Below are 17,389 nucleotides of genomic sequence, written 5' to 3'. Positions count from 1 at the left end.
GCCATCTAACTGGCCGCGCGGCGCCATCCGATATCCTTACGGCACCGTGCTCGTGTTAGAAGCAGGGAACCCCGTGTTAGCCCTCGAGTGCTCTGGCGCCCAAGGCGATGGCACCAAGCACGCCCTGGTTGCCGTCGCAGGCGGGCGACACGATATAGGTATCGATATCCGCGAGCTCGGGCGTCGCCAGATACCCATTGATTTGCTCGAGTACCTTGGCGCGCACGCGGGCCATGAGTTTGGGGGCGTGATCGGGCACGCCACCGCCCAACACGATGCGCTGCGGCGAGAGTGTATAGATATACGTGCATATACCTTGGGCGATGTACGTGCTCTCGAGCTCGAGGAATCCTTCATCGTCGGCCATGTCGGACGCCCGCTCCACGCCGTACCGGGCGACCACGGCGGGACCGGCGGCGAGGCCCTCGAAGCAGCTCTCATGACTCGGGCAGTTGCACGCGAAGCCCTCATCGCCCGGCACGCGCGCAAGCGCGATATGCCCGGCCTCGGGATGCAGCATGCCGTGGAGCAGATGCCCGCCAACGTACACGCCCGCGCCAATGCCGGTGCCCACCGTGATGTAGATCACGTTGTCGAGGCCCTTGCCCGCACCGTATATGACCTCGCCCAGGCATGCACCGTTCACGTCGGTGTCGTAGCCGCAGGGTACGTTGAGCCCACGGGCCATTTCGCCAAGGAAGTCATAGCCGCGCCAAGCGATCTTAGGCGTTTGCAGGATGTGACCGTAGTCGGGCGATTTGGGATTGACCGCCGTGGGACCAAAGGCAGCGATACCCAGAGCGGCGATCCCCTTATCGGCGAACCACTCGACCATGGCGGGAACCGTCTTCGCTGGCTCCTCGGTGGGAATGCTCGCACGTTCCACGATCGTTCCATCGGCATAGCCGGTCGCCAGCACCATCTTGGTGCCACCCGCCTCGATCGCACCGATCAACTGCTGGTCCATAACGCCCTCCCTCGGGTCGGCTTCATCCGTCACCCCAGTATAAAACTCCAATACCCGTCCATATGGTCAACGGAGGTGATTGGTACCTCATTTGAGGAACAGGCACTAAATTGAGATACGAACATGCGAGCTACCCCAGGCGCAGCCCGACTCCTTATGCCATCTCGGCGCCATCATATACAAATATCGATAATCTGTACCAAAATCAACGTCGGCGAAGACATTTTTGAGAAACAGACGCGATTGAGACTCCCTAAGCGATGCCACGCGATGACGATATTGGACATATTTCCATTATTTGTTCGTCTTCTTTAGAACCACCGGCGCCGAGAGTTCCAACATCGCGCCCCATTGGTACAAATTGTCGTTATTTGTAAGATGGGGAGGCGGCCAACTGGCTGCCTCCCCATCAAGTGCAAGATTTGAACCTCAATTACGTGTCTGTCCCCAAATTGAGGGGCAAGGTCGGGCGCCTCGCGCAGCCGCTCGGTTTTCCAGATGCCCCAGATCGCTCTGAAAGAGGAGGGCGCACGCCTTGCGTGCGGCGCCCGACGATTGAAGGGCGAGGTGGGGTGCCTGGAAAAGCGAGGCTACTCCAGGCGCAGGCCGACTTCCTTGAGCTGCGCTAGGCTCACCTCGGACGGAGCCGCGGACATGAGGTCGGAGCCGCTGCTGGTCTTGGGGAACGCCATGACGTCGCGAATGGAGTCGGTGCCGGCAAGCAGCATGCACACGCGGTCGAGGCCGAGCGCGAAGCCGCCCATCGGCGGGGCGCCGAACTCGAAGGCCTCCATGAGGAAGCCGAACTGCGCGCGGGCGCGCTCCTCGGTGAAGCCCATAAACTCGAGCATCCTGAGCTGCAGCTCGGAGTCGTGGATGCGCATGCCGCCACCGCCGGCCTCGAAGCCGTCCATGACGAAGTCGTAGGTGCAGGAGCCCATCTTGAGCGGGTCCTCGTCGAGCAGGTGCAGCTCGTCGATGTGGGGCAGCGTGAAGGGCTGGTGCTCCGCCTCGTAGCGCTTGCCCTCCTCGTCCCAATGGAACAGCGGGAAGTTCACGACCCACAGGAAGTCGTGGCCCTCGCGCGGGAGCTCCAGCGCGTCGGCCATGTGACAGCGCATGCCGCCGAGGATCTCGTTTGCCTCGAGGCGCGGGCCGGCGGCGAACATCACCAGGTCGCCGGGCTCGACGTCGCAGCGGCGACGGAGCTCGGCCATCTCCTCGTCGGTGAAGAACTTGACGATGGGACTGTTCATGGAGCCGTCCTCGCGGAAGGCGATCCATGCCAGGCCCTTGGCACCGAAGGTCGCGGCGACCTTGGCGAGCTTGTCGATCTGAGCACGCGGCCAGCTGCCGGCACCCTTGGCGTTGATGGCCTTGACCACGTGGCCCTGCGTGTTCGCGGCACTGGCGAACACCTTGAAGGCGGATCCGGCGAACACGTCGGTGAGGTCCACGAGCTCCATGCCAAAGCGGGTGTCGGGCTTGTCGGAGCCGTAGGTGTCCATGGCGTCCCAGTAGGAGATGCGGCGCAGCGGCGTGGGCATCTCGACGCCCACCTTGGCGAACGCGTCGGCGAGCACGTCTTCGAGCTGCGCCATGACGTCGTCTTGCTCCACGAAGCTCATCTCGATGTCCACCTGCGTGAACTCGGGCTGACGGTCGGCACGCAGGTCCTCATCGCGGAAGCACTTGGCAACCTGGTAGTAGCGCTCGACGCCACCGACCATGAGCAGCTGCTTGAGCAGCTGCGGGGACTGCGGCAGGGCGTAGAAGTTGCCGGGCTGCAGGCGGCTGGGCACCACGAAGTCGCGAGCGCCCTCGGGCGTGGACTTGAACAGGGCCGGCGTCTCGACCTCAGTGAAGGCGCGGTCGTGGAGAGCCGAGCGGATGGCGAAGGTGAAATCGGAGCGCAGGCGCAGGCGCGCGGCCATCTCCGGACGGCGGAGGTCCAGGTAGCGGTAACGCAGGCGCGTGTCCTCAGCGGTTTCGATGCCGTCCTCGATCTGGAACGGCGGGGTCTTGGAGCGGTTGAGCACCTGCGCGTGGTCGACGAGGACCTCGATCTCGCCGGTGGCGAGCTTGGGGTTCACCGCGTCGTGGCCGCGGTCGCGCACGATGCCGTGCACGAGGATGGGCCACTCGGGACGCATGGTCTCGGCGATCTTGAAGGCGTCGCCGTCGGAGTGCTCGGGGTCGAAGTTGATCTGCGTGATGCCCTCACGGTCGCGCAGGTCGCAGAAGATCAGGCCGCCGTGGTCGCGGCGACGGCTCACCCAACCGGTGAGGGTAACCTCCTCGCCGATATTGGCGGAGCGGAGCTCGCCACAGGTGCGGGTGTGCATGGAATGCATGTTGGCGGGGTTGGTGGTGCAGTCTTGTGCCACTGCTTCCTCCTTGTTGATCTGTGCCGCCCCGTGCCGTAAGCGGGCGGCTGGTGTACAGACTGCCGGGGCGCGTAGACAGCGCGGCTCGGCATATCGCGAACACGGATTCCGGCTGCCGGGATCGACGATGAAATCGCCCCTCGCCACAGCGGCCCTCCGCGCGCGACAGCTCACTAGGATAGCGGAAAGCAGGGCACTCCATCACAGAAGAGCACCCGGCTCACGCGGTCTTAACACGCTGGGAACATTGGAGGGTGGGGGTCGGGCATGCCAATGGCAGAATTACATGGCGGCAAGAGCCCCGAACGGTTTGCCCAGCAGGTCAACCGCCCCAACACCCCGAACATCAGCTCACGAGGTCAACGGCGTCAACAAGTTCCACTCGATAAAGCCCATGCTGCCCACCCTCTTTTTGAGAATCTGGATTCATCATATCACGATTATATAAATCACGATTTGATACATTATCGGACCTACATAGACTGAAACCGAGCCGACACGTTCGACATTGCAACAGCCATCGCTTGTGTGCACATGGGTCTAATCCAGCTCCATTTAAATGGTTGGCAATGTTCCCAAATCTGACATTAGGAACTTCCACCATTCGACATTAGGAGCACATGAGCAGGGAGAATCCGCTGCTATAAAGGGACAATGCGCTGTCACCGGACGACGGACAGGCCCTATTGCCGGTCGGCGGCCCTGCTCTTCTCGAGGATGACCCGCGGGGAATCTTTTTCCAAGCCGGAGAAGAACTCGATAACGGGAATGTCCAGACCGTTTGCGATCAGGACGAGATAGTCGAGCGAGAAGTTTTGATTGCCGCTTTCAACCTTATTGAGATTAGGACGGCTTACCTCGATTCGCCGGGCAAGCTCAGCCTGTGAAACTTCATGCTCTTCCCGAAGACGGCCGATGTTCTCGCCCACCTTCTTGCATACGTACTCACATGTCTCGTCTCTCTTCATGAGTCCATCGTATTGACTCATATTCCGTACAGTGTCTGATATTTCGTACATACCAGATTTGGGCTACACTGCTGTACTATATATCATACACATGGAGAAATGGCATGGCTCAGCAGGTCAAATCAAAGCAGCGGGTGCAAGACCACGGCGAAATGCGATCGGGAGCTCCCCGATGAATCGCGTCCAAATCCCCGAACCCCTGCATGGTACGACGAAAGAGGATCCTGCGCTCCAATGCATGCGCCTCTCTCCCTTCGTAAACACCTGCCTGATTGAAAATCTCGCGAAGAAGGTGGCATAGAGACGTGAAATCGTTGAGCAACGTCGGCGCCGAACGCCTGGGAGATGCCCTCGGCGAATCCATCGACGACGGCGCAAAACTGTCGATAATCAGCTCGTATTTCACCGTGTTCGCCTATGGGGAGCTCAAAGAAGAGCTCTCCAAGATCGACGAGGTGCGCTTCCTGTTCAGCGAACCCACATTCATCAAGCGTATGGCCGACTCGAAAGAGCCTCGCGAGTTCCAGGTAGCCCGCCGCGCACGCGAGGTGGGTGTCGGTGGCTCGGGGCTCGAGCTCACACTGCGCAACAGCCTCAACCAGCGCGCGCTCGCGCGCGAGTGCGCCGAGTGGATCCGCGAGAAGGGAATCTTTAAATCCGCCAAAACGTCCGGCGCCATACAGCCGGGCGGCACATACGTGGTGGAGAACCCCTCCGGCAACGATCACGCCTTCATGGGCGCCGCCGCGAACTTCACGCAAGAGGGCCTCGGTTACGAGCGGCGCCCGGGAACCGTCACCTGCGTGAGCCATTTCGAAAACGCCACCGAGGCAGTCGGCCTCAAGATGATGTTCGAATCGGTCTGGGACAACCCCGCCATGGTCGAAGAGGTCACCGCGCAGGCAGCCGCCCAAGTCGAGACGCTCTACCGCGAAAACCCGCCAGAGTTCGTGTATTTCCTAACCCTCTACCACCTGTTCCGCGACTTCATGGAGGACGATGAGGACAACGGCATTCGCCCAGGTCTCAAGTTCGAAGAGTCCGTGGTTTGGAACAAACTCTATGACTTCCAAAAGGACGCCGTCGTGGGCGCCATCCGCAAGCTGGAGAAATATAAGGGTTGCATCATCGCTGACTCGGTAGGCCTGGGCAAGACCTACGAGGCGCTCGCCGTCATGAAGTACTACCAGGAGCGCAACGATCGCATCCTCGTACTGTGTCCAAAGCGCCTGCGGGACAACTGGACTCTGTGGACCCAGGATAACGATGACCGCAATCCGCTGGCCGATGATCGCTTCAGCTACACGGTTCTCAACCACACTGACCTGTCGCGCTACCACGGCATGAGCGGCGAGGTTGACCTCGAGCACCTGCGATGGGGCCACTTCGACCTTCTCGTCATCGACGAAAGCCACAACTTTAGGAACAAAAGCACCGACGCGGACAAGACCGACCGCTACACGCGTCTCATCGAGAGCGTCATCAAGTCAGGCCAGCGCACCAAGGTGCTCATGCTCTCAGCAACCCCGGTGAACAACCGTCTGCTCGACCTGCGAAACCAGATTGAGCTCATCACCGAGGGCGACGATGCGTACCTCGAAGAGACCGACGGCATCCCGTCGATCACCCACGTGACGCGCGTCGCCCAGCAGAGGTTCAACGAATGGAGCAAACTCCCCGACTCCGAGCGCACAACCGAGAGCTTCGTGAATGCGGTGAACGCCGACTACTTCAAGCTGCTCGACGTTCTGACCATCGCGCGCAGCCGCAAACATATCACGAAGTACTACGGCGCCGCGAGCGGAACCTTCCCGGCGCGCCATCCGCCCCTGTCGTTCCAGACGCCCATCGACCTTAACGATGAGCTGCCGCCGGTCGCCGATCTCAACGACATGATCGCCCAGCTCACGTTCGCCCAGTACCAAGTACTCTCCTACGTGCGCTCCGACCAGCGGCGCAAGTACGAGGACCGCTACGGAGACACGTGGGGTAAGGACTTCGAAAGCCAGGTCCACCGCACAACCGCGGTGGCTAACCTCATGCGAGTCAACGTCCTCAAGCGCATGGAGTCCTCCGTAAACAGCTTCCGCATCACGCTACGTCGCATTCTCGACGGCTGCATCGACCTGCGCGCGAGGCTCAACGCCGACTCATCGGGAGTCACCTATGGCACCGAGGGCCTCGAGGACGGTTTTGATGACGACGATGCCGAGGAGTTCGAGGCAGGTGGCAAAGTGCGCGTCGACTTGCGCGACGTCGACGCCCTGCGCCTGGGTCAGGACCTCGACTTCGATATCCAAGTGCTCCGCGCTTTGCTCGCCTACGCCGACGCGGTGACGCCCGAGCGCGATGCCAAGCTCGTGAAGCTGCGCGACTTCATTGCCGACAAAGTCAGAAACCCGTACAACCCCGGAAACCGCAAGGTGCTGGTATTCAGCGCGTTCGCCGACACAACCGCATATCTCTTCGAGCAGCTGGCCCCTTGGCTGAAGCAAGAGCTCGGCATCGAGTGCGCCGAGGTGGCGGGCAGTTCAAACCGAACCTACTCGCTAAAACTTCCCAGGACCACCTTCGAGAACATCTTGGCAAGGTTCTCCCCCATCTCCAAGGAGCTGCCGGAACAGCAGAGGGCACTCGGCGAGATTGATGTCGTCTTCGCAACGGACTGCATCTCCGAAGGCCAGAACCTGCAGGACTGTGATTGCCTGGTGAACTACGACATCCACTGGAATCCGGTGCGGATCATCCAGCGCTTCGGGCGCATCGACCGACTGGGCTCCAAGAACGCCCAGATTCAGCTGGTCAACTTCTGGCCGGACATCGCGCTCGACGAGTACATCCAGCTCGAGGGCCGCGTTAAGGGGCGCATGGCCCTGCTCGACGCATCGGCCACCGGCGAGGAAAACGTGCTGGAGGCCAAGGGCAGCAGCGAGATGAACGACCTCAAATACCGCCGCCAGCAGCTCCAACAGCTCAAGAGCGAGGTGCTCGACCTCGAGGATATCTCGGGCGGAATCTCCATCACGGACTTCGCCTTTGACGACTTCCGCGTTGAACTCCAGCGCTACGCGAAGGAGTACCCCGGCACACTTGAGAAATCGCCCGTGGGACTCCACGCCGTGGCACCCATCCCCGATGAGCTTCGTGCAGACGTGAAGCCTGGGGTGGTCTTCTGCCTCAAGCAAAATGACGATGCCAACAACCCCAAGGACACGAACCCCGTCTTCCCGTATTACGTGGTATACGTGTCGGGCGATGGCGAGGTCATGACGAAGCACACACAGCCCAAGCCCGCCCTCGATATCATGCGCGCCGCCTGCTCGGGGCACCCCGAACCCATCGCCGAGCTGTGTCGAGAGTTTAACCACGAGACCCGTGACGGAACGAGGATGGGCACCTACGCCGACCTGCTCGACACCGTGGTGGCAGCCATCACCGGAACACAGCAGGACAAGGGAATCGAAAGCCTATTCAGCCTGGGCGAGGTCGGCAGCGGCACCGTCATGGGCTTCAACGACTACTCGTTGGTATGTTTCGCGGTGCTGCGATGAGCGGCATCGACTGGAACGGAATCCTGCGCCTGCCCGAAGCGGCGCTCGCGGGATGCCGCCGCATTCCCAAGACGGTGCTCGTCAAGCAGGCCATGCTCACCAAGACCGAGCAGAAGAGGCTCGACAAGGTCGCGCGCCTCGAGCACTTCGCCACGGTCCAGAAGTCCACGACGCGCATCCCGCCGTACGAGGACGACGAGCGCAACGTGCAGAGCGTCGTCTTCCTCCGTTGCGAGATGACAGCCGGGACCATGGCGGTGGCCGAGGTGGCGGAGCTCGTGCACAAGTGCTTCCCGAACCCGACGGTGCTCCTGGTCGAGGCGGGCGGCTGCGCGTGCATATCGGTCGCCCTCACGCGGAGGAGCCAGGCCGAGCAGGGCGCGACGGTCGTCGACCGAGTCGAGTCGACGGGCGCGTTCGATCCTGGCCGTTCAGAATACGCGGACTTCCTAGGCGCGCTGGCATTCGGGCGGCTCTCGCAGGGCGACCTCTGGGAGTACCTGGTCGACCTGTCGCGCACCGTAGCGCTGTCCCGCGCGATTGGCGGCCTGGGGTTCTACCCCGTATGCCCCGCTCGAGACCGGGAAAAGCTGATCGCCCTCACGTCGCGCTACGATGAGATGGGAGCCTCCGTCAAGCGGCTGAAGGAGCAGCGGCGGTCGAAGGACATAACGCTCAACGAGTCCGCGAAGCTGAGGATGGAAATGAAGGAAGAGGAGCGACGCCTGAGGGCGGTCGCCGATGAGATAAAGGAGATCTGCAATGGCCGTTCTAGATGAGTATATTTTGCGAGCGGCGCGCCTTTTGAGTGATGCTGCAGATGAGGATGTTGATGCGCTCTGCCGTGAAATCATGCAGGTCTTCGACCTCGACTACACTAACCCCGAGTCTTTAAAATATATCAATTCCTCAAGCTCATTTCGCTACTCGAAAAGCGACCTAGGGATGATTCTCCAGAAGCTGCGCCTAAAGCGGGAAGACTCAGACGACAAAGCGTTCGGTGCCGCATTCTGCGCAACTATAACGCAGCATATCAGGAGACTGGAGCAAGCTCTTGAAGAGGGCGTGAAAGACGACGAGCTCAAAGCCGTATACGACTCAATCGACTACGTCTACGCAAACGCGAGGGGCTACGACTCCTACACGGACGGACTAGCCTCCTATTCCTATGGGTCTTCCAATCGCAATGATTTCAACGATGAACAGACGCAACTACGTATCGACAAACTGAAGCATTTCCGTGATGAGGAGCTCCGTAAGCTGAAAATCGCCGAAGCGCAGGGCGCTAGCGTCAGCCTCACGGCATCCGCCACGAGCAACGTACAGGTCACGTTAGAGGCAACCTTTGAACAGATTGACAAATTGCCAGAGACAACGCTTTCCGATGACGAGAAGACGCTGCTCAAAGGGATGATGGGCGATCTCAACACAAAAGATAAAAGCAAACGGGGCAGCAAGCTTGACAAACTCCTGAGCTGGCTTGCCGGCAAGGGCACCGACGTTTTTATTGCCGCCATGCCCTACATAGTTCAACTAATCAAATCTCAACTTTCCTAGGAGGAGACCTCATGGGCGAGATAGAAAAGATGACTCTTGAATCGGAGAGTCTTATTGACGACCGCCTGAATAAGCTCAAGGAGCTGATGCCCGAAGTGTTCTCCGAGAGCGGAATCGACTTCGACAAACTGCGGCTGGAGCTTGGCGACGAGGTAGACGAGGGCCTGGAGCGCTATGCGTTCACGTGGCCCGGCAAGGCCGATGCCATCCGCCAGTCGCAGATGTCCAGCACTGCTACTTTGCGTCCCCGTATCGAGAAAAGCCGCAGCCGCGATGGAGAGGATGGGTCCTTCGACTCGGACAACATTTATATCGAAGGCGACAATCTCGAGGTGCTGAAGCTCCTACAGCGCGACTACCACGGCAAGGTCAAGATGATCTACATCGACCCACCCTACAACACGGGTCACGACTTTGTCTACAAGGACAATTTCGGCAACTCTGTCGATAACTATAAGGAGCAGGCGGGACTCGCCGGCCAGTCCAACGCCGACACAAGTGGCCGCTACCATAGCGACTGGTGCTCGATGATGTACCCTAGGTTGAGACTGGCTCGAGAGCTCCTAACCGACGATGGCGTCATTTTCATTTCGATTGACGATAACGAAGACCGCAATTTGCGCATCCTCTGTGACGAGGTGTTCGGAGAGGCAAATTTCGTTTCTCAGCTAATCTGGGAACGAGCTTACTCGCCCAAGAATGACGCCAAATACGTTTCAAATAGCCATGATTATGTTCTCGTATACGCCAAATCCATTGAGCGCTTTGTGATTGGACGCCTGCCGAGAACAGACGAGGCAAACGCCCGCTACAAGAATCCAGACAACGACCCTCGAGGCGTTTGGAAGCCAAGCGACCTCAGTGTAAAGACTTACAGCCCAGATTCCGACTATCCAATCACAACGCCCTCGGGGCGTGTTGTAGAGCCTCCAGCAGGACGCTGCTGGAGGCTCTCGCGAAACGCGTTTCGCGAGAGACTCCAGGATAACCGCATTTGGTTTGGCCCAAACGGCGACAGCGTCCCTTGCATCAAGCGTTTCCTAACAGAGCTCAAATATGATGGAATGGCTCCAACTTCAATCATGTTTTACAAAGAAGTGGGTCACAGCCAGGAAGGCGCCAAGGAGCTCGTATCTCTATTTGACGAAAAGGGCTATTTCGATGGACCGAAACCGACGAAACTACTTCAGCGCCTGATAACCCTTGCGAATCTGCTAATGTGCGATAAAGAAGTAATAGAAGTGTAAAAAATTTTGCCGTTCCTATCCGGCACTTAGGGCTGTGTCGGATAGGTCAGGCGTTAGGCTTCCGGCAAGTCTATCTTGCCGACAAAGCTGTAATAAATCTCAATGTCCTGCCTGCGGGTGCCGTTCTCGTCATAGCTGCACTCATGCACGACGATTTTCTCAATCATTTCCCGCAAGAGGGTGGGGGTCAATTCTTCAAAAGCAAGGTGCTTTCTCACAATCCCCATGAATTTCTCGGCGTTGACGGTGGCGGCCTGCGACTTGGAAAGTTCCTCCTGCAAAGCGGCAGCCCGGTCTTTCAGTTCCCGCTGCTCCTGCTCATAGTCCGCCGACAGCTCCATGAAACGCTCGTCGCTGATTTTGCCGCTTACATTGTCCTCATACAGCCGCTTGATAATGCGGTTCACTTCGGCAATGCGTGTCTGGGCCTGTTCAAGCTGCTTCGTGGCTGCGGCGGTCTTTCTCTTGCCGCCGATTTCGTTCTGCTGGATGAGCAGCTTTACAAAGCGGCTCTCATGCCTGGCGGCGTATTCCGTCACTTGCCGGAGATTGGAAAGCACGCCCGCCGTCAAAAGGTCGGTGCGGATAAAGTGTGCCGTACAGTCACGGGTACGCTTCTTGTAGCTGCCGCAGATATAACAGTCCTGCTTGCGGTTCTTGTTCTGATACCGCTGCTGATACAGCACATGGCCGCAGTCGGCGCAGAACAGCATACCAGAGAACAGCCCCACTTCATCATAGCGGTTCGGGCGTTTTCGCTGCTTGCGTAACTCCTGCACACGCTCCCATGTTTCCGTGTCGATAATCGGCTCATGGTGATTTGGGAAGATAGCCTGCTTCTCGATGGGGTTCTCAACGCTGTGCTTGACCTTGTAAGAGGGCTTCTCCGTCTTGAAGTTTACCAGACAGCCAGTGTACTCCCGGTTTTCCAGCAGATGGACGACGGTGTTTGTCGCCCACTTGCACTCATAGCCGGGGTGGTAGCGTCGGGTGCTGCCCGTCCTGCGGTATTCCAGCGTCCCCGGCGTGGGGATTTGCTGCTCCGTCAGCATACGGGCAATCTTGGTCGGGCCATTTCCCGCAAGGCAAAGCTGGTAAATCTGCCGGACAACCGGGGCGGCTTCCTCGTCAACGATATAGTTCTCGTCCTTGTCCATGAGATAGCCATAGACTGGCTTGCTGGTTACAGGCTTGCCGCTCATGCCTTTTGCTTTCTTTACTGCCTTGCTTTTCTTGCTCGTATCTCTCACCAGCCATTCGTTAAATAAGTTCCGCAGAGGGGTAAAATCATTGTCCATGCCGCCGTTTGCGCTGTCCACGTTGTCATTGACAGCGATAAAACGCACGCCCTTTTGAGGGAACAGCATTTCCGTGTAAAATCCCACCTGCAAGTAATTACGCCCCAGCTTGCTCATGTCCTTGACTATGACGGTGCCGACTTTCCCGGCTTCAATGTCTGCAAGCATGGCTTGAAATCCGGGCCGCTGGAAGATAGCTCCATAGAGTTCACCTCCTTCCCGCGTGGAGTAGAGGACGGGAGTTAAGGGCTTGTCCTCTCTGCCCCTTTCGCTCCGTACCCGTTCGGGAGATGGCTCTTGAGTGCGTTTTTCAGAAAAAAGTTGAAAAACGCAAAATGCGCCCGTCCGCAAGACGCGGACGAGCGCAAAGGAAATGTAAGAAGTATTTAGATGTATTGACAGTTCATACTCATAGCCGGAATATCCCGCTTGCGGAGCATAGCTTTTTTTGACCGCAAAGCATTAGGCGGGTTACAGTAAATAAAAATGGACACGGCGATACCTCCCCGATACCGCCGTATCCTTAAAAAAGGGCGACTTTAATACACTACCCGCAATCCATTCTATAATAGGGAACAGCGGCTTTTGCGCAATATTAAATAAAAAAGCCGATAACACATAGGTTTTTTGACCTAATGCGTTATCGGCTCTGCGTCTATGCGTCTGGCACTTTTAATCATTTTTTTTGAATTTATTATATGTGTTAGCTAACTGTCCACAAGCCGCGTTAATCTCTCTGCCATGAGAAACTCTCATAGTAACTTCAAGTCCTGCTTGCTCTAATTGATGTTTGAATGCAACTATTTCCCGTTTCTGTGGTGCTTTAATTCTTGAATTGCTTGTTGGGTTGTATTGTAACACGTTAATCATAACTTTTTTGCCCCGAAACCATTTTGCAAGTTGTCTTACATCTGAGGGCCGGTCATTTATACCCGGTAAAAGCAAATACGCAAAGACAATTTTGCGATTATGCCTTTCAGAATAGGATAAGGCTTGCTTAACAACATCTTCAATAGCATATATGCGCATGTGAGGAATAATACGATTTCTTGCAGATTGTGTTGCTGCGTGTAAAGATATTGTCAACTGAATTTTAAGATGTTCCTCGCGCAATTTTTTTAATTGATCGACCGGACCAACTGTTGATATGGTAATGCCGTCGGTTGGAAAGTTGAGCCCATATCTATCTCGGAGAATATGGATTGCTTTTATCAAGTTGTCATAATTGAATAAAGGCTCTCCCATACCCATAAAAACGATACGGTTTACTTTTCGACGCAACAATATAATCTGTTGTACGATTTCTGACGATGTTAGATTACGAACAAAGCCATTTCGCCCGGACTCACAAAAAATACAACCAACAGGACAACCGACTTGTGTGCTCACGCAAACAGTTCCACCATCTCGCCGCTTGATAAAAACCGTTTCAATGTATTTGTTGTCTTTCAGTTCGTAAACATACTTTTCAGTATCACTGCTTTTGCAAATATTTTTTACCAACATTGATAGATTTTTTTTGCGTGGTAATTGCTTATATAATTCTTCATATAAGGCTTTTGCTTCATTCTCGCCAATAACTTCCGACATTTCTTTGTAAGTAAATCCGTATGGATCATTCCGTACTTCCGCAGGCGTATATTTAGGTAAACGTTTCATTTTTATATCCTTTCTTCTAAATAATAAAAGTTTGTTTTTCTGTATTTTTGATTACAATCTCTAATTTTTCTACATCAATGATATGCGTCAATTTGCATTTAGGGCAGAAAAGAGGAAAATCTTTTAATACAGTATTATGAAATACTTGAACTCTCGTCTTTCCGTTACAAATCGGACATTTTATCCAATATTTTTTAAGCATTATATTTCACTCGTCCTTTTTACACAAAAAAATGCACAGAGCAGTACAACAAAACTAAGGCATAGCTTGCACTATGTCTATACTATATCTATACGTCGTTAGTTTTTTGTATAGCATCCGCAAAATAAGCATGACAAAAAAGCCAATGTTGAAAATGGGAAAATCCTTTTTTTCAATGCTTATCTAATACGCATGCTATGCAACATAAACGCCGCCTCCTTTTATATAAATTTTATTTTATCAGAAAATCAGTCTACTGTCAATACATAACAGGAAGTATTTAACCTAATGATATGAATTGTGTGGACATATCCAAAAAGAAAGGTGAACTGTAAAATGTAACAGGGTGAATGAAAATGGCAAAAAGACCCGTACCATTGTACGACTTTAAGGCTTTCGGGGCAGCTATAAAAGCCGCGAGAAATGAATACGGCGAGAGCCGCAAAAAGGTAAGCGACGAGTTATATATTTCCCCGCGCTACCTTGCGAATATCGAGAACAAGGGACAACAGCCGAGTTTACAGGTATTCTATGACCTTGTAACCCGGTATCATATTTCGGTAGATCAATTTTTCTTCCCGAACAGCAATGCGGAGAAATCCACCGGGCGGCGGCAGCTTGACGCGCTGCTGGACGGTATGAGCGATAAAGGCATACGGATTGTAACCGCAACAGCAAGGGAGATAACGGAAGTCGAAAAAGCAGAGGATTAACCTCACAATATGAGAAATCGGGAGATTGCAGCGCATGGCGGCTGCAATCTTTTTTTGCGTCCAAAATCAAAGGAACGCGCAACAAATACCGCCTTTCGGTGGGGGTATGGAGTAGATAGCAAGCACAGCAAACGAGTACCCGTTTGCGGAAAATGCTTGTTGGGATAATCCCAAACCCTTATACCGAAAGGCGGTGCGGAAATGGAAAACCGAAAGAGAAATATACAGATGAAGTTTTACGTTACGGAAGAAGAAAAGCGGCTGATCGACGAGAAGATGAAGCAGCTTCCCATAAAGCAGTATGGGGCATACTTCCGTAAAATGGCGATAGACGGGTATATTCTTGTCGTTGACCGAAGCGACACAAAAGCATATATCCGGGAACTGCAAGGTTCGCACCTGAGTAGCCGTCGTCGGTGTACCAGCGCAGATTGGTAAAGCCGTTCTGCTTGGCGTAGGCTTCCAAAATCCGTTTCTGGTTGGATTGTGTTCGCAGATGACGTATTTGCTTTCCTGTTGTAATATTCGTCTGTTCCTGGTTCAAAATAGTTTCTCCTCTCTGATACTGATTTTATCAATGATATTTCGCAATAGCCAGCAATGAACGCTTGCATTGCGCAAGACGTTACATTATCTTCTGAAACATATAGCGCACCTTGTCCAGGCGGCTGTTTGGACGGCGGGGCTGGATGACTGGCTTGTCGACAGCGGCCTGATACCCTTTCAGTTCTGTAAGGCATACGCTCTGCCCGTTGGTGTAAAAGGCCAGATCAGTACGGTATGCCTGTATACAGCGGGCGGGAATCTCGCCAGTAAAGACAACTTCATCCTTTTTTACCTGGACCGTTTCGATGGTGGCACAGTATTTCGGTGCATCATGATAAGCCCTGGAAAGATATTCCCGGGGCGCATAGAGGGTGAAGGAGAGATAAGGTTCCAGCAGTTGCGTCCCTGATTCCTTCAATGCCTGTTCCAATACAATCGGGGCCAATGAGCGGAAGTCCGCCGGCGTGCTGACTGGACTGTAATAAAGCCCGTATTCAAAGCAAATCTTACAGTCCGTTACGTTCCAGCCGAACAAGCCCTGCTCCAGCCCGTAACGGATACCATCCCTGACAGCGTTTTGAAAACTCTGGTTCAAGTATCCCAGCGAAACCCGGCTCTCGTATTGTACACCGGAGCCAAGCGGGAGTGGTGTAACAGACAGTCCGATGGATGCCCAAAACGGGTTGGGCGGCACCTCGATATGGATGGTGTGGCTGGCTGCTTTGAGCGGCCGCTCCATATAAATGACGGTGGGTTCCTTTACCACTGTTTCAAGCTTGTATTTTTCCGACAGCAAAGCGGAAACAACCTCCAACTGCACCCGGCCCAAAAAAGAAAGAATGATCTCATGGGTGATGGAATCCACCTCGCAGCGCAAAAGCGGGTCAGTATCCGCAAGTTGCGTAAGAGCGTCCAGCAGCCGTTCTCTTTGCGCTGCCGTTTTCGGCGCAATCGACGTCCGCAGCATGGGGAGGGGGTCCTCACGCCACCTTTTACGAGGGAGCCGGGTTGGGTCCCCTAATACATCGTTTAACCTCACGCTGTCGCTGGGAAGGATAACAATTTCACCCGGATAAGCGGTGTCTGTCCGAACAATTTCCCCTTTGGATGGAATACGCATCTCTGTGATTTTCAGCTTTTCTCTCCCGGCCAGGGCCACCGTATCCCGCAGGCGCAGCGTTCCGCTGTATAGCCGTAGATAGACACGCCGCTGGCCGCAATCTGTATACTCCACCTTGAAAACGCTGCCGCATAGGGCGGCGCTCCCCTGTTCCCCAATCGGTTGGAACAGCCCTGTCACCGCATCCATCAACGGTTGAATGCCAAGGCCCTTTTTGGCGCTGCCATAATAGACCGGGAACAGGGAGGCGTCTTGAACCCGCCGCTGTTCCTCCCGCACAAGTTTTTCCCGGCTGATTGGTTCTCCTGCGATATACTTTTCCAATAATTTATCGTTATTTTCGATGACCGCATCCCATGCTTCTATGTCGGTATTTTCCTCCAGGACTATTTCCGGGGACAGCGACACCGTCTGCTTGATGATAATATCGGCGGAGAGCTTATCCCGAACAGACTGAACCACGCTCTGCAAATCAACGCCAGCCTGGTCGATCTTGTTGATAAAGATAACGGTGGGAATGTTCATTTTCCGCAGGGCATGGAACAGAATACGGGTCTGGGCCTGCACGCCATCTTTAGCGGAGATCACCAAGATGGCCCCATCTAAAACAGCCAAAGAGCGGTACACCTCCGCCAAAAAATCCATGTGGCCGGGCGTATCCACAATGTTGACTTTACATCTGTGCCACTGGAAGGAAGTGACTGCCGCTTGAATGGTAATCCCACGCTGCCGCTCCAAAAACATGGTGTCCGTCCTCGTTGTCCCTTTTTCGACGCTCCCCGGTTCTGAAATGGCTCCGCTGGCATATAGCAGGCTCTCCGTCAAGGTCGTCTTTCCAGCGTCTACATGGGCAAGAATTCCAATATTGATTATTTTCATGTGATTGTCCTCCCTTTACTGCCCCGAAGGGCATAAAAATCCCCAGCAGTAAAATACTTTTACCACTGGGGATGATAATTTGCGGACATACACATATGCAGCATACACCTGTTTGTGAGTGCTGTTTTTGGGATATGTCAAAATTGATAAGGCAAAAGTATTCTTAAATTGGGTACAAAAAACTAAGCCCCTACAAAAGGGACTATCATAATCCTTTGTTCCCACTTTTTGATTATAGTTTTATTTAAGAATACCTTGCCGCATATTTTTTACTCCTTTTCTGGACATGAATTAT

Annotated in this window: 11 protein-coding genes and 3 pseudogenes; 6 read left to right on the top strand and 8 right to left on the bottom strand. The window is 54.8% G+C overall.

All coding sequences use genetic code 11. From position 1 onward, the window contains the following. Positions 1–76: 76 nt before the first annotated feature. From DWV48_RS03760 to DWV48_RS03750, 3 genes are all read right to left on the bottom strand, one after another. Positions 77–967: an ROK family protein gene (locus DWV48_RS03760; protein WP_118653509.1), complete on the bottom strand. Its 891-nt coding sequence runs from the start codon at positions 965–967 to the stop codon at positions 77–79. A gap of 590 nt (positions 968–1,557) precedes the next feature. Beyond that, positions 1,558–3,312, bottom strand: a complete 1,755-nt coding sequence (gene aspS, locus DWV48_RS03755; protein ID WP_233546121.1) for an aspartate--tRNA ligase — start codon at positions 3,310–3,312, stop codon at positions 1,558–1,560. 725 nt (positions 3,313–4,037) lie between these two features. Continuing rightward, positions 4,038–4,283, bottom strand: coding sequence for a helix-turn-helix domain-containing protein (locus tag DWV48_RS03750; protein ID WP_233546117.1), 246 nt, complete (start codon positions 4,281–4,283; stop codon positions 4,038–4,040). A gap of 344 nt (positions 4,284–4,627) precedes the next feature. On the opposite strand from DWV48_RS03750, the gene DWV48_RS03745 reads away from it, so the two are divergent. Genes DWV48_RS03745 through DWV48_RS03730 form a run of 4 tightly spaced genes read left to right on the top strand, consistent with a single transcriptional unit; the run spans position 4,628 to position 10,677 of the window. Next, on the top strand, positions 4,628–7,873 hold the full coding sequence (locus DWV48_RS03745) for a helicase-related protein (protein WP_118653507.1): 3,246 nt from the start codon (positions 4,628–4,630) through the stop codon (positions 7,871–7,873). Beyond that, the gene (locus DWV48_RS03740) at positions 7,852–8,652 is read left to right on the top strand and encodes a DUF4391 domain-containing protein (RefSeq protein ID WP_233546115.1); all 801 of its coding nucleotides are present in this window, start codon (positions 7,852–7,854) and stop codon (positions 8,650–8,652) included. The genes DWV48_RS03745 and DWV48_RS03740 overlap by 22 nt, the downstream gene beginning before the upstream one ends. Beyond that, a complete protein-coding gene (locus DWV48_RS03735) occupies positions 8,636–9,430 on the top strand; it encodes a hypothetical protein (RefSeq protein WP_118653506.1) in 795 nt (264 codons plus the stop codon). The genes DWV48_RS03740 and DWV48_RS03735 overlap by 17 nt, the downstream gene beginning before the upstream one ends. 11 nt (positions 9,431–9,441) lie before the next feature. After that, the gene (locus tag DWV48_RS03730; RefSeq protein ID WP_233546113.1) at positions 9,442–10,677 is read left to right on the top strand and encodes a site-specific DNA-methyltransferase; all 1,236 of its coding nucleotides are present in this window, start codon (positions 9,442–9,444) and stop codon (positions 10,675–10,677) included. A 53-nt stretch (positions 10,678–10,730) separates the two neighbouring features. On the opposite strand, the pseudogene DWV48_RS03725 reads toward DWV48_RS03730, so the two are convergent. The 3 genes and pseudogenes from DWV48_RS03725 to DWV48_RS03715 form a co-directional block, all read right to left on the bottom strand. Then, positions 10,731–12,176: pseudogene (locus tag DWV48_RS03725) on the bottom strand (recombinase family protein); the annotation flags it as partial. A 471-nt stretch (positions 12,177–12,647) separates the two neighbouring features. Next, complete coding sequence (gene rlmN, locus DWV48_RS03720; RefSeq protein WP_006774449.1) at positions 12,648–13,634, bottom strand: 23S rRNA (adenine(2503)-C(2))-methyltransferase RlmN; 987 nt, start codon at positions 13,632–13,634, stop codon at positions 12,648–12,650. 16 nt (positions 13,635–13,650) lie between these two features. Then, positions 13,651–13,836: a cysteine-rich KTR domain-containing protein gene (locus DWV48_RS03715; RefSeq protein WP_003431289.1), complete on the bottom strand. Its 186-nt coding sequence runs from the start codon at positions 13,834–13,836 to the stop codon at positions 13,651–13,653. 356 nt (positions 13,837–14,192) lie between these two features. Between DWV48_RS03715 and DWV48_RS03710 the strand changes: the two genes are divergently transcribed. Then, positions 14,193–14,549, top strand: a complete 357-nt coding sequence (locus DWV48_RS03710; protein ID WP_002584957.1) for a helix-turn-helix transcriptional regulator — start codon at positions 14,193–14,195, stop codon at positions 14,547–14,549. Positions 14,550–14,750: 201 nt separating this feature from the next. Further along, positions 14,751–14,939, top strand: a pseudogene (locus DWV48_RS09500) (plasmid mobilization relaxosome protein MobC); the annotation flags it as partial. Here DWV48_RS09500 and DWV48_RS09495 read toward each other — a convergent pair. Beyond that, a pseudogene (locus DWV48_RS09495) lies at positions 14,914–15,093 on the bottom strand (hypothetical protein); the annotation flags it as partial. The pseudogenes DWV48_RS09500 and DWV48_RS09495 overlap by 26 nt on opposite strands. A gap of 81 nt (positions 15,094–15,174) precedes the next feature. After that, the gene (gene tet(W), locus DWV48_RS03700) at positions 15,175–17,094 is read right to left on the bottom strand and encodes a tetracycline resistance ribosomal protection protein Tet(W) (protein WP_118653505.1); all 1,920 of its coding nucleotides are present in this window, start codon (positions 17,092–17,094) and stop codon (positions 15,175–15,177) included. Positions 17,095–17,389 lie beyond the last annotated feature (295 nt).

The sequence above is a fragment of the Collinsella sp. AF08-23 genome (assembly GCF_003479805.1).
Lineage (GTDB): Bacteria > Actinomycetota > Coriobacteriia > Coriobacteriales > Coriobacteriaceae > Collinsella.
Note: the sequence above shows the minus strand (reverse complement) of the source record. Positions and strands in the feature narration are given on the sequence as shown.

Excerpts from the sequence above, each read along its gene's own strand:
- DWV48_RS03710 (WP_002584957.1), top strand. The coding sequence starts at position 14,193 with ATGGCAAAAAGACCCGTACCATTGTACGACTTTAAGGCTTTCGGGGCA.
- rlmN (WP_006774449.1), bottom strand. The coding sequence starts at position 13,634 with ATGAAACGTTTACCTAAATATACGCCTGCGGAAGTACGGAATGATCCA.
- DWV48_RS03715 (WP_003431289.1), bottom strand. The coding sequence starts at position 13,836 with ATGCTTAAAAAATATTGGATAAAATGTCCGATTTGTAACGGAAAGACG.
- DWV48_RS03730 (WP_233546113.1), top strand. The coding sequence starts at position 9,442 with ATGGGCGAGATAGAAAAGATGACTCTTGAATCGGAGAGTCTTATTGAC.
- aspS (WP_233546121.1), bottom strand. The coding sequence starts at position 3,312 with ATGCACACCCGCACCTGTGGCGAGCTCCGCTCCGCCAATATCGGCGAG.
- DWV48_RS03740 (WP_233546115.1), top strand. The coding sequence starts at position 7,852 with ATGTTTCGCGGTGCTGCGATGAGCGGCATCGACTGGAACGGAATCCTG.
- DWV48_RS03735 (WP_118653506.1), top strand. The coding sequence starts at position 8,636 with ATGGCCGTTCTAGATGAGTATATTTTGCGAGCGGCGCGCCTTTTGAGT.
- DWV48_RS03760 (WP_118653509.1), bottom strand. The coding sequence starts at position 967 with ATGGACCAGCAGTTGATCGGTGCGATCGAGGCGGGTGGCACCAAGATG.